This is a genomic window from Mucilaginibacter sp. GW821-FHT07H05, from assembly GCF_059418485.1.
In genome coordinates this window covers 363,034-377,109 of the sequence record NZ_JBWKPY010000004.1, presented here as the reverse complement: position 1 = coordinate 377,109, position 14,076 = coordinate 363,034, and the positions used below count along the sequence as shown (strand labels likewise).

At 47.3% G+C, this 14,076-nt stretch carries 6 protein-coding genes; 1 reads left to right on the top strand and 5 read right to left on the bottom strand.

Translation table 11 applies throughout. From position 1 onward, the window contains the following. Positions 1–3: 3 nt before the first annotated feature. The 4 genes from AC07M6_RS12780 to AC07M6_RS12765 form a co-directional block, all read right to left on the bottom strand. Positions 4–4,800, bottom strand: coding sequence for a beta strand repeat-containing protein (locus AC07M6_RS12780; protein WP_494889943.1), 4,797 nt, complete (start codon positions 4,798–4,800; stop codon positions 4–6). Between the two features lie 164 nt (positions 4,801–4,964). Beyond that, positions 4,965–5,192, bottom strand: a complete 228-nt coding sequence (locus AC07M6_RS12775) for a hypothetical protein (RefSeq protein WP_494889941.1) — start codon at positions 5,190–5,192, stop codon at positions 4,965–4,967. A 4-nt stretch (positions 5,193–5,196) separates the two neighbouring features. After that, complete coding sequence (locus AC07M6_RS12770; protein ID WP_494889939.1) at positions 5,197–8,853, bottom strand: DUF8693 domain-containing protein; 3,657 nt, start codon at positions 8,851–8,853, stop codon at positions 5,197–5,199. Between the two features lie 227 nt (positions 8,854–9,080). After that, entirely contained in the window at positions 9,081–9,530 is a 450-nt protein-coding gene (locus tag AC07M6_RS12765; protein ID WP_494889938.1) for a hypothetical protein, read from the bottom strand. 110 nt (positions 9,531–9,640) lie between these two features. Here AC07M6_RS12765 and AC07M6_RS12760 point away from each other — a divergent pair, with 110 nt between their 5' ends. Beyond that, a complete protein-coding gene (locus AC07M6_RS12760) occupies positions 9,641–13,393 on the top strand; it encodes a S8 family serine peptidase (protein ID WP_494889937.1) in 3,753 nt (1,250 codons plus the stop codon). A 139-nt stretch (positions 13,394–13,532) separates the two neighbouring features. Here AC07M6_RS12760 and AC07M6_RS12755 read toward each other — a convergent pair whose 3' ends face one another. After that, positions 13,533–14,003, bottom strand: coding sequence for a hypothetical protein (locus tag AC07M6_RS12755; protein WP_494889935.1), 471 nt, complete (start codon positions 14,001–14,003; stop codon positions 13,533–13,535). Between the last annotated feature and the right edge of the window lie 73 nt (positions 14,004–14,076).

The window sequence follows — 14,076 nt, the reverse complement described above, 5'->3', positions numbered from 1 at the left end:
TCCTTATATTTTTGTAAACTTAGATTGTCCGACGATACTTTTGCCGGTTTTATTATTGAGTACGATGACCAGGTATACGCCCGGCATTAAATCCCTTACGCTGCCCTGCCATACCTGGCGGGCCGAATTAAATTCCCTGACCAGCCTGCCGCTGGTGCTGACAATACGGATGGTATAAGAAGGCAGGGCCGTGCCGCTGACCATATTCACCGCGATGCTGATATCCCCGTCGGTAGGGATAGGATAAATATTAACCGCTGTTGCGGAAGCGATATAATAAGTAATATCCACAATAGCCGAATAAGAGATCTCATGATTATAATCATCCTGCTTGATCCGGTACTTATAGATCCCGGTAGCGGGGTTCTTATCCAGAAACCCATAACTGCCCGAACCATCGGACTGCAGGCTGCCGATGGGATCATAAGTTTTACCGCCATCAATGCTGCGTTCTACGGTAAAGGTTAAACCGTTCTCGTCATTTTGGGTGGTCCATTTCAGCTGGATGCCGCCGGTGGCCTTAGCCCCGGTAAAGCTTAATAAACGGTAATTGTAAACCTGTTTTAAAACCAGCTTAAAGCGCTTGTTGCCAAAAGTGGCGGCAATACCCTTATCCATAGTAAAGGCATAATCAGGATTAGCCCTGACCTCCACCGAATCATTTTTATAAGCATCCTTTAACCAGATCTGGTACAGGGCGGGGATGTTCTGCAAATCGGTTAAGGACAATTTATAGGACCCGGAACTGACGGCATCAACCAGCAGGGGGATCTCCGGTGTTTTTTTAATCAGGGGCTGATAGTTGATCGACAGGTTAAAGCCATCCTGCGACAGGCTGGACAAGCTTTCCAGGGCGCCGTTGCCGCCCAGGTCGGTGGCGTCCTCAGTCTCATCATAATCAGCTTTGGCGGCCGACCGGAAGCCGAGGATGATATCATCATAGTTTAAACTGTCCTTCACCAGCTTCAGCTTTAAATAGCGGCTGGGTTCGGTATTGGTCACGGGGAGCCCCAGCAATAAACTGCTGCCGGTGTTCTGGGAAGAGATCTTACAAGCCTCGGTAAAGTTTAAGGCATTGGTACTGCTGGAAGCCTGGACAAAAAAGCCCTGCCCGCTGGCGATGACATTAGAGGCATTACTGGTACCGCTGCCGGCGCCCTGCACATAGGAGCCATACTGCCCGGTCACGGGGTCAAACTCATAAATGGTGGCCTTCACACCGGTCGAGGCGGCATAAACGGCCGTCCAGCTGATGGACGAAGGATAAGGGTTGCCCACCAGGTTTAAGCCGTTGGTGCTGGTATTGGCCGACAGGGTGCTGTTGGATAAAGAGATGGCCGGGGTTTTCCAGTATTTGACGGTGATGGGCCCCTGGTTTAACGTACCGGTGTTGGAAAAGATCACGCTTTCGGGGGCGACATAAGGGGCGGTAGTTTTAGCGGTAGTATTGGTCACTTTATCCCCCCGGAAGTAAAACAGGAAACCGGTACCGGGATACAGGTAATAAGCGGTGGCATCGCTTAAAACGGTAACAGAGGTACCCGTCCCCAAAGCATTGATACCCCTGAAGTTACCGTTGGTAAAAGAGCTGCCGGTTACATGATCATCCTGGTATAAATACAGCGTCGGGTTCCCGGCGGAGGTGGTAATGGTAGGGCTGCTGGTAGCGCCGGTGACAATGGCGTTGTTAGCGATATAATTGAGGTTATAATAATTGGCCGAACCGTTATTGGCATTCCAAACCGGGGATGACATGACGCGGTAATTGCGGTAGGTATAATTCCCCCTGGTGTTGTTATAACTACTGCCGCCTGTTACATAACGTTGCGCTACATAGGTGCCTGTTAAACTCGATGTGCTGGGGATAGCGGCAATGGTACCCGTCCCGCTGGCATCAGACATTAAGGTGAAAGTACCCAGGTTATTTACAATGGTGCTGGCCCCCAAAGTTAATACCGCCGTTGATGCTATGGAAGATGAAGACCCGCTGGCTAGCTTTAATGTACCGCCAGAAACGGTTACGCTGGCCCCGCTTGTTAAATTAAGGCCAGTATTTAATGTTAAAGTTTTGCCCGAATTAATACTAATGGTTGGCGAACTGGCAGAAGTAAAGGTAATACCGCCAATGGTAGCATCCGAATTGATTACCGGCGCGTTAGTATACGTTCCGGTAAACCGGACAACTGTTGTACTGGTAGGGGAAAAGCCACCGCCGCCATTTAATAAGGTATAATTACCCGCGTTTCCGATGTTCGAATTGCTCGCTCCGGTCCAGTTTTCGGTAGTTACTATGGTAAACGCGTTACCGGTAACGTTATAAGTATTATAATTTGTATTGTAGGGATTAGGTATCAACGCCGGCTGGCCCTGTCCGCTTGCAAAACTGCAGGTAAATGTGGTTGCCCCGCCGGTAACTACCGTATAATCGGCAACCAACCAATAGTAATAAGTTGCATTGGTAATGGTTTCATTTACAGTGGCCACAAAATATCCGCCGCCGCTAACGCTGACACTTGATGAGGTATATAAGGGCGTTCCACCGGGAAAAACATTGGCGGTAGACCTGTAGATCCTGGCATTTGAAAAATAGCTGTTTTCGCTGCCCGATGTTTTTATATTAAAAGTAACAAAGTTGAGCGATCCGCTCACTTGTATGCTAAATCCGTATAGTACAATGTCGGTTCTTCCGTAATATAAAGAGCCCGTTGTTATGCCGTTGGTTGATGTGCTGTTGGCCCCGGTTACTGTAGCGGTAGATATGGCCAGCGAAAACGTGGTGCCATTCATATTGCTGCCTACGGCAATGTTAGACGCCGTGGGACTGCTTTGTACAACCGAGTTGGTTTTGGTAGTAGAGAAACTGAATTGCGATGTTGCAGGCAACGAGCCATAATAGCCCGAATTAAAATCGCATACGATAAAATAATAAACGGGTGAAGCATTATTACTGAACGATTCGCTTAAACCTGAAATGGCTATACCCGAAGACGCGTCGTATCCGAACGATACGGTAGCGCCCGATATCAGTGTGGCTGTGCCGGTAGAAAACGTACTGGAACTGGACCGGTAGATTTTCCCGTTGTTAAAATACGATTGCGCAGCCCCGCTGTTATAAGTGTTATATAAATTAAATCCGCTATAGGTGGCTGTACCTTGTACAGTGATCCCAAACCCAAATAAAACGATACCGGTTTGGCCGGGATATAAAGACCCTTGGGTGATACCATTGCCCGATGAATTTGCAGCAGTAAAGGTTATTATCGGATTGGAAAATGTAAATGTAGTGCCGGTAATATTTGATGTAGGCGCTAAGTTTGTACTGGTTGGGGCCGATTGTACAATAGCATTAGTTTGCGATGTGCTGAAACTAAGCGTGAGGTTAGCGGGTAATGTTCCGCTTGTTTGATTAAAATCGGCCACGACAAAATAATAGACCGTTGTACTTGTGATGGATTCGGACAGGCCGGAGATGGTTACGCCCGGTGTGTGCGACCCGTTGAATGCAACAGTTGCCGTTACCTGTGTGGCGGTACCAATGGAAAACGTGCTTGAGGTTGAGCGGTACAATTTCCCGTTGCCCAGGTAACCATTCAAAGCGCTTTGTGTGCTTGATGAATTCAAATTAAACCCGCTTACCGTTGTATTTACATTAGATGACAGGCCAAATCCAAATAACACAACCCCGGTTTGGGAGGCTATGATAGTACCCGAAGTAATGCCGTTGCCGCTTGTATTAGCGCTTGTAAAAGTATATACCGGGTTTTGAAAAGTAAACGTGGTGCCGCTGATGTTTGACGGTGCGGCTATGTTGGCCACATTAGGCACCGATTGTACAATGGCATTGGTTTGTGACGTGCTGAAGCTGAGTTGCAGATTAGCCGGGAGTACACCCGATGTTTGATTAAAATCGGCTACTAAAAAATAATATACGGGGGTTGTGGTAATGGATTCGGACAGGCCGGATATGGCTACCCCCGGCGCATGCTGATAAGTACTGAATGCAATGGTGGCCCCGCTTACCAGGGTAGCCGTGCCTACCGAAAAAGTACTTGATGTGGAGCGGTAAAGCTTGCCATTGCCCAGGTAATTGGACAAATAACTTTGGGTACTTGACGAATTGATATTAAAGCCGCTCACCGTTGTAGTAACGTTTGCAGATATACCAAACCCAAACAGCACTACATCTGTTTGTGACGCCGTTATATTACCGGTAGTAATACCATTACCGGCGGCGTTGGCGCTTGTTATGGTATAAGTAGGGTTGTTTATGGTATAATTAGTCCCCGTAAAGTTACCGGGTGTACCGCTATAAGCATTATAAGGATTACTGCGGATAGCCGAAACAAATGTAAATTGTATGGTGCTGGGTAATGTGATATAAGATGGTATGCCCGAAAGGTCGCCTACAATAAAATAAGTATAACTGGTATTATTTAGCGTTTCGTTAAGCCCGGTAATATCTATATAAGTACCAAGTGTACCCAGGCTTTGCACCAGGGTGGCGCCTGTAAAAGACACACCGCCGGCGGTTGACCGGTATAGATATGCATTACCAACAAAGGCCTGGGATGCATTAAGGACAATTTCATTCACCTTTGCGGTTGACCCCGTTGCTGTAATGGTAAAGCCAAATAACACAGCGGTTTGGCCGCTTACTAAAGGACTGGCAGCAACACCGTTTACCGCGGTATTATTGGCGCTTGTAACAACTACGGTTTGCCCATAGCAATTGCAACTAACAATCAAAAAACTGCTCAGCAATAGTAGTGGAAGAATGTAGTTTTGGAGACGTTTCTTCACTTAATTAGGTTATTTTTCAGGAATATATATTGCAAATATATATTTCCATATAAAAATAGTAATAAATAATCATATTTGTTACATAATACCTTTCAGGACGAAATGGGTAATTATTAACAATTTATGAAAGCCCGGGAGACGGGGAGTGAAAGATAGTAACGCTTTTATGCTGCGATGAGTGGCTTTTTTTCTTTTTTCAACTGCCTGAATGCTAAAAGCATAGCAGCGATGAGGAGGAGCACGACCCAGGAATCGATAGGACAATCGGACGAGACATCATCAGGATCGGCGCCGCCGCAGGGGTTCACATCAATTTGGGCAAAGGCGGTCCCCGCCATCAAAAATAATAAGCCCGCCAATAATACTAACCGCTTTGTTCTCATCCTCACCATTTCCTTATATTTTTGTAAACTTAGATTGTCCGACGATACTTTTGCCGGTTTTATTATTGAGTACGATGACCAGGTATACGCCCGGCATTAAATCCCTTACGCTGCCCTGCCATACCTGGCGGGCCGAATTAAATTCCCTGACCAGCCTGCCGCTGGTGCTGACAATACGGATGGTATAAGAAGGCAGGGCCGTGCCGCTGACCATATTCACCGCGATGCTGATATCCCCGTCGGTAGGGATAGGATAAATATTAACCGCTGTTGCGGAAGCGATATAATAAGTAATATCCACAATAGCCGAATAAGAGATCTCATGATTATAATCATCCTGCTTGATCCGGTACTTATAGATCCCGGTAGCGGGGTTCTTATCCAGAAACCCATAACTGCCCGAACCATCGGACTGCAGGCTGCCGATGGGATCATAAGTTTTACCGCCATCAATGCTGCGTTCTACGGTAAAGGTTAAACCGTTCTCTTCATTTTGGGTGGTCCATTTCAGCTGGATGCCGCCGGTGGCCTTAGCCCCGGTAAAGCTTAATAAACGGTAATTGTAAACCTGTTTTAAAACCAGCTTAAAGCGCTTGTTGCCAAAAGTGGCGGCAATACCCTTATCCATAGTAAAGGCATAATCAGGATTAGCCCTGACCTCCACCGAATCATTTTTATAAGCATCCTTTAACCAGATCTGGTACAGGGCGGGGATGTTCTGCAAATCGGTTAAGGACAATTTATAGGACCCGGAACTGACGGCATCAACCAGCAGGGGGATCTCCGGTGTTTTTTTAATCAGGGGCTGATAGTTGATCGACAGGTTAAAGCCATCCTGCGACAGGCTGGACAAGCTTTCCAGGGCGCCGTTGCCGCCCAGGTCGGTGGCGTCCTCAGTCTCATCATAATCAGCTTTGGCGGCCGACCGGAAGCCGAGGATGATATCATCATAGTTTAAACTGTCCTTCACCAGCTTCAGCTTTAAATAGCGGCTGGGTTCGGTATTGGTCACGGGGAGCCCCAGCAATAAACTGCTGCCGGTGTTCTGGGAAGAGATCTTACAAGCCTCGGTAAAGTTTAAGGCATTGGTACTGCTGGAAGCCTGGACAAAAAAGCCCTGCCCGCTGGCGATGACATTAGAGGCATTACTGGTACCGCTGCCGGCGCCCTGCACATAGGAGCCATACTGCCCGGTCACGGGGTCAAACTCATAAATGGTGGCCTTCACACCGGTCGAGGCGGCATAAACGGCCGTCCAGCTGATGGACGAAGGATAAGGGTTGCCCACCAGGTTTAAGCCGTTGGTGCTGGTATTGGCCGACAGGGTGCTGTTGGATAAAGAGATGGCCGGGGTTTTCCAGTATTTGACGGTGATGGGCCCCTGGTTTAACGTACCGGTGTTGGAAAAGATCACGCTTTCGGGGGCGACATAAGGGGCGGTAGTTTTAGCGGTAGTATTGGTCACTTTATCCCCCCGGAAGTAAAACAGGAAACCGGTACCGGGATACAGGTAATAAGCGGTGGCATCGCTTAAAACGGTAACAGAGGTACCCGTCCCCAAAGCATTGATACCCCTGAAGTTACCGTTGGTAAAAGAGCTGCCGGTTACATGATCATCCTGGTATAAATACAGCGTCGGGTTCCCGGCGGAGGTGGTAATGGTCGGGCTGCTGGTAGCGCCGGTGACAATGGCGCTGTTAGCGATATAATTGAGGTTATAATAATTGGCCGACCCGTTATTGGCGTTCCAAACCGGGGAGGACATGACGCGGTAATTGCGGTAGGTATAATTCCCCCTGGTGCTGTTATAACTGCTGCCGCCTGTTACGTAGCGTTCGGCAGTTACGTTGCCGGTAATTGCAGCATCAATAGTACCTGTCGAAGTTTGATCTAACCGGGATACAGATGCCGTACTTGTTGCCGACGATTTTAACGTGAGCTTATTATTAGTAGCTAAGGTTGCATTTTGCAAGTTTAATGTTGTATACAAATTAAGCGTGGGGTTGGTACTGGCTAAAGTTAAAGTAGTAGCCTTAGCGCCCTTAATAATACTTAGCGTTCCCAATTTTGTGGTAACGCCGCTACCAATAGTAAATGTTTTACTGGCAGTCCCGGTAAAGGCTATCGTTCCATCGGCCGCAAGGCTGTTTGCAACAGTCAGATTACCATCATTAATGGTTAACGATTTACTGCTTTCAATAACTAACCCGTTCAATGTCAGATCGGTGTTGGCCGGACTTATTGGCGAATTGGTAGCCGTATTAGGTATTAATAAATACGAATTGTTTGGCGGGGCCGAGGGGGGGGTACCATTTGGCCCGTTTGCCGAGCTATACCGGTAAGCATCATAGTACCAATTGGTTTTTAAGGTATAATCGGTACTGTTGCCCAGCCATTTGTAAGCAATATGCTCGGTAAAAGTCTGCCCGTTATAGGTAGTTGTTAATGATGTATTTCCTCCGTTAAGGTTATCGTACGTTACCGCGGCATTTTGAAGATAATAGGATACATCTGCAGTATTGCTAAAATCTGAGTTGAGATCAAGGACTACAAAATAATATACATTGGTACTGGGATAAGTAGCGCTGTAGGTAGGGATGGATATGGTATTGGTTTGTGTGCCTGAACTTGTTGGGGTTAAAGTTAAAATCAAATCATCCGAGGTTGTAGAAAAAACATTATCGGCAGATTTATAAATTTTAATTGAACTAAAGTAAGTAGAAAAGTTACCCGAGCTTAAAGAAATTTTAAGCTGGGTCAGCGTATAGATGCCTCTTGCCGACAAATAAAAGCCCAGGGCAATTACGCCTTGCTGGCCCTCGGCCAAATCAGCATTGGTTATCCCATTAGCCGATCCGTTCACAGTAGCATCCGATGAAAAGGAAATATTCTCTTTATAAGCTTTAATATCATCAAACTGAAAATTTGAAGCGGTGCGCCTTTCGTCCATTTCCAGTACCGAATAAGTGTAGGTGCTTAATCCACCGTTAAAGTTTACATTTCCGCCGGTTTGGGTGCTTGTTGTACTATAAGTGGTATAAGTATCTATAAATAACCTGTATTTCCCCGAAATAATCAGCACTTTAATAATGTAAGGGGTGTTAGGGCTAACCGTATACGAAAAAACATCCCTTGTATAACTGCTGCTCTCTTTCGATTTAAAGTACAGGGTGTTACCCGATTGGAAAAAATAAAGGCCCAGGCTGCTTGAACTGGCCGATGGGGTTGTGGTATTGGTAGCTAACCAATAACGCCAGCCACCTTTACCGGATGCTACGCCACTTGAACTATAATCCACAATATCCGATCCTGAACTTGCAGTTGAGTACTGATAAATGAAATCAAATTCCCAGTTAGATCCGTCATCCAAATTAGTGCCGTTTGGTAAGGCCTGGCAATAAATAGCATTGTTATAGGGGGTTGCCCGGTTTACAGACCTGAGTGACCCGTTGCCATGTAAGGGTGAGGTTGTAGATGTGGTAATGCTTTCGTGCCCGGAGGTAGCGTCGCGTTGTGTAAAGCTGTGAAGCGAGTTATCGTCAAATACGTTACTGTAAAAATAAGTGGGCGATCCTTGTTGAGTTTCCTGTCCGAAGGCAGATTCGGCGGATGCCAAAAATCCGGCAAAAAACAGAAAGGGAAGAAGATAGCGCAGTAACCGTTTTTCCAAAATTAAAGAAATTTATTTAAGCCATGCAATAATTATGCGGCATATATAGTTTAGCGCATAAAATTAATAATAAATAATGAAAAAAGCTGAATTTATGTGCCAGAGGCTCAAATAGACTAATTTTTTACTTAAATAACTGAAGGTAAAACATTTGACAGATGTGGATACGAGCTGATTTTCCACAGTATGGGAATTAATTACCCCGAAAGTTTAACTAAAAAGAAAAATCAATAAGCGGCTTTATTATTAATAATAATATCTTTTTGGGTGAAGGTTTTAACAAATACTTCCACCGGGTTTAATATAGCTTCCCCATTACTTTCGGCGGCAAAAAACTTGCCGTTGTCTTTCACAAAAACCGAATATTTCCCCACCGGCAGATTAATATGGTACCGGCCTGTAGTATCGCTTTTGGTATGGGCAATTAAACGCGTTTTTATAGCATCAAAAACAGGGCTGGTACCTTGCGTTTGGCTCACCGAAGTGGGCTCGTAAATGTAGATATCCCGGCTAACGCCGCGTCCTTTGCTGATGGGCCTTCCCGGCGATGGCATTTGATTACCGCGTACCAGGTAAATATACCCCGAAAGCCCCTGGCTTACAGGCTGGGCAGATTTTAAGCCCGAACATGCAAAAAGAAAAATAACCAGGCCCGGTATCATGTATTTGTATTTCATATATATTTATAAACTATAACATTAACTAACGTAAACCCGTGGTAATAAATATTTATAATCCATTAAATTTACAAACTTGTTTAAAAATAACGGATAGATAAGAATTGGGTATGGGTAAACTTTTCCGCGCTTGCTTTAGTGTTTGTATGATTTTGGTGCTGGGCGCGGGGATGGCCAATGCACAGCAATTGCTGGTTAGCAATGCCAAAAAGCTGGAGCTGCAAAACCTTTCGGTACAGATGGATGAGGCCTATAAAACCAATTACCAGTCGGCTGTAGCCATGGCGAAACTGAAAGGCTGGCCATTGTACCGGAAAGAGCAGAACGGGACATTGATCTCGCTGCAAGGGGTTACACCTATGGGCTTCCCCATTTATTTACGTACAGATAATAATACCACCGCGGCCGCTACAACCGGCACCAACACGGTACAGCCCGGCGGCTTGTTAGGCCTAAACCTTACGGGATCAACCGCGGCACTGAATAATAAACTGGCTATTTGGGACGGCGGCTGGGTGTTAACCAATCACCAGGAATTTGCAGGGAAAACAATCAGTATTAAAGATGCCAACTCGCTGGTAATAGAACATGCTACCCACGTAGCGGGCACTATGCTGGCAAAAGGCGTATACGCCCCCGCAAAAGGCATGGCTTACGGCGCAACTACGCTTTCATCGTACGATTTTAATAATGATATAGCAGAAATGACCGCGGCGGCAAGCGGCTTGTTGCTGAGTAACCACTCTTACGGTGGCGTATCGGGCTGGAGCTTTAACGACAGCCAAAACCGGTGGGAATGGTATGGCCTGCCTGGCGATACTGAAGATTACACCTTCGGATTTTATGATACGCGAACCCAATCGTGGGACAAGATCGCTTATAACGCGCCTTATTACCTCATTGTAGAATCGTCCGGCAACAGCCGTACCGAAAACGGCCCGGCTGTGGGATCTGATTACTGGGGTTACCGCAGCCGTACCGATCAAACCATTGTTGATAAAGGGGCGCGCCCGGCCGGCATCAGCAGTAACGATACTTATGATGTATTAAACTCCACCGCTAACGCTAAAAATAGTTTAACGGTAGGCGCGGTTAACCCATTACCGTACGGCCCTACCAGTCGCACAGATGTAGTGGTTGCCCCATTCAGCAGCTGGGGGCCAACAGATGACGGCCGTGTTAAACCTGATATTGTAGGTATGGGCGTTAACGTATTATCAACAGATAACGCCAGTACTACGGCCTATACCACACTTTCGGGTACATCCATGGCGGCGCCTAATGTTACGGGCTCGTTATACCTTTTGCAGGAATATTACCAGCAGAAGAACTCCGGCAATTTTATGAAATCGGCCACGCTGAAAGGCCTGGTTTGCCATACGGCTTTTGATGCCGGCAATGTTGGCCCCGATTACGTATACGGCTGGGGATTGCTGGATATGAAGAAAGCCGCGCAGGCCATTACCGATAACGGCGCCAAAAGTATGATCAGGGAAAACACGTTGACGCAGGGCCAAACGCAAACCGTTAATGTGATCGCATCGGGCAACGGCGACCTGATGGCTACCATTGCCTGGACCGATCCGCAGGGTACGCCAACATCCGGCACAACGATTAACGACCGTACACCCAAACTGGTGAACGACCTGGATATCCGCGTAAGCGATGGTACTACCACTTTCAGGCCCTGGGTGCTGGACCCGGCCAACCCAAGCGTGGCCGCCACTACAGGCGATAATATCCGCGATAATGTAGAGCAGATCTATATACCGGGCGCAATCCCGGGCAAGGCTTATACCATTACCATAACGCATAAAGGGACGCTAACATCGGCGCCGCAAAATTACGCGCTGATTGTTACCGGGATAGGCGGTGCGGCCTATTGCGCGTCGGCGCCGGCATCAAGTGCCGATTCGCGCATCAATAACATCACCTTATCTAACCTGAATAATACCCCGGCGGCAGGCTGCACCAGCTATAGCGATTATACCGCCACCACCGTAACCCTGGAGCAGGGCAAAACCTACCCGCTGAGTATTACAGCCGGCACCTGCGGCGGCAATTTTAATAAAATAGCCAAAATTTATATTGATTATAATGCCGACGGTACCTTTGACCCCGTAACTGAGCTGGCAGCCACTACAACTGTAATAAGTGCTACAGGCACCTATACGGGTACTATCAGCGTGCCGGGCAGTGTGCTGGCCGGTAACTATAGCCTGATGCGCGTAGTGCTCAGCGAAACCAGCGATGCCACTACCATTACCCCCTGCGGTACTTATGCCAAAGGCGAAACACAGGATTACCGCGTACTTTTCACCAAAACAACGGCCGATGCAGGGCTGGTATCGGTAAGCAGTAGTACACCCGGCGGGGCTTGCGCGGGCCAAACCAATGTAACCGTGCGGATCAAGAATTTTGGCAGCGCCAACATCAGTAATATCCCGGTAACGGTTACGATAACCAATCCCGATAATTCGGTTGTTACGCTGAATGAAACCTATGCTTTTACGCTGCCCCCGGCCGCCGAAGACGACTTTATATTGCAGGGGACTTTCAATACCTTATCGGGCGCTACTTACCGTATTACCGCCACTACCAACCTCAGCGGCGACCCAGTTATAGCTAATAACTCGGTTACGACAAATATTGTAACCGGTACCCCGGCCGCAGCTACGGCTTTGCAGGCCTATTATTGCGATGATACCAAAAAATACATCCTTACGGGCAACAGCGATGGCGGCATTTTATGGTACAAAACCGCTGCCGACTTGCTACCTATCACCGCAGGATCACCGGCTTATACCTTGCAGGCGCCTGCAAATAATACCTTCTACGCCGGCGTGAATGATTTAAAAGGCACCGTTGGCCCGGCCACTAAAAATGTTTATACGGCAGGGGGATATAACCAGTTTACACCATCGGTTAATGTAACTACTACCGTCCCGGTAATTTTGGAGAGCGCCAGGCTGTATATCGGTAATTCGGGTAAGATCACCTTTACGGTGAATAATACCAACGGGCAAACCGTATCCAGCGCTACCATTAACGCGATAGCTACCCGTACCACGCCGGGCGCCGGCGCGCAGGTTGACGATCCGAACGACCAGGGCCGGGTGTATACCCTAAACCTGCTGTTCCCTACGGCCGGGAACTACACCGTTACCGCTAATTACGAGAACGGCGCTACCCTATACCGCAACAACGGCGGGGTAAGCGGTTATCCCTATAGTTTGGGCGGCGCGTTTACCATAACAAAGAATAATGCCACATCGCCCACTACGCCGAGCGATACCGCCTACTATAAAAACTTTTACTACTTTTTTTATAATACCCAGATAAAAAGTGCCGGTTGCGCATCAACAGCGCGGATCCCTGTAAGCCTTGCCAAGCCGGTGATCACCCAAAAAGATACCGTGCTCAGCTCCAATTTTAGCAATGGTAACCAGTGGTATTTTAACGATAGTCTTATTGTTGGCGCCACCGGGCAAACCTATATAGCTACCAGGAGTGGTAACTATAAAGTTGGCGTAACGCTCGGTACAGGCTGTACCGTTTTCTCGGATGCATACCGCTATGCGCTGGTGGCCCTGCATCCGGATAAATCAGACATTGGACTGGCGGTATTCCCGGTACCTGCCACTACCAAAATAAACGTGGTATTTAAAGCCCCGGCCGATAACAGTTTAACCCTTTCGCTGGTGAATAACGCCGGGCAAACGGTATACTCCGAAAAGCAATCTATAACGGCGGGCAACTTTAGCACCATTATGGATGTAAGCCGGCAAATTACCGGTACCTATATTTTACAGGTTACCCTGGGCGGTAAGGTTTACGGGCATAAGATATTGATAGTGCGATAGACGAGGATTTAGTGGAGATTTAACCACAGAGTGCACAGCGGTTGCACGGAGTACACAGAGCTTTGCAATTAAGATAACTCCGTGTTCTCTGTGATGCTCTCTCTGTGACCTCCGTGGTTAAATAGTCATCGTTGACAGCCTATTTAAAAATATACTTCAACCCAATCCCCGGCGCCAGGTCAAAATACGGGCCGTGGCCAAACTCCAGCCGTGGGTTCAGGTCAACGCTGATACCGATGGGCGATTCGGGGAAGATGTATTCGGCACCGACAATACCATCTGCGCCAAGCAATAAGGTGTTATTAAATTTAGGGTTGGTATTATTACCCACGCTGCCAATATGCGCGCCAAAACCGTAATAAAGTTTCAGCTTGTCTACATCAAAAATAGGCATATGCCTTTCCCACAGGCCGGTAAAAACAACACCGTGACTGCGCAGACCGATGATGCCTTCCAACGCGTCGGTTTTATCAATAAAATACTTAGCCGATGGGCCGTATTCGTAACTGAATTTCAGGCCGGCTGCTACCGTGTAATCCTGCGCCTGCGATGATTTGCTGAAGAATAAAAATGAACTGATTAAAAATAAAAGTATCGTGCTTTTTTTCATGATTAGGGTTGATGTGTAATTAATCCTTATGGCAGCATTAACGTTTGTTTTTGTGTTTTATGATGTTGGATGT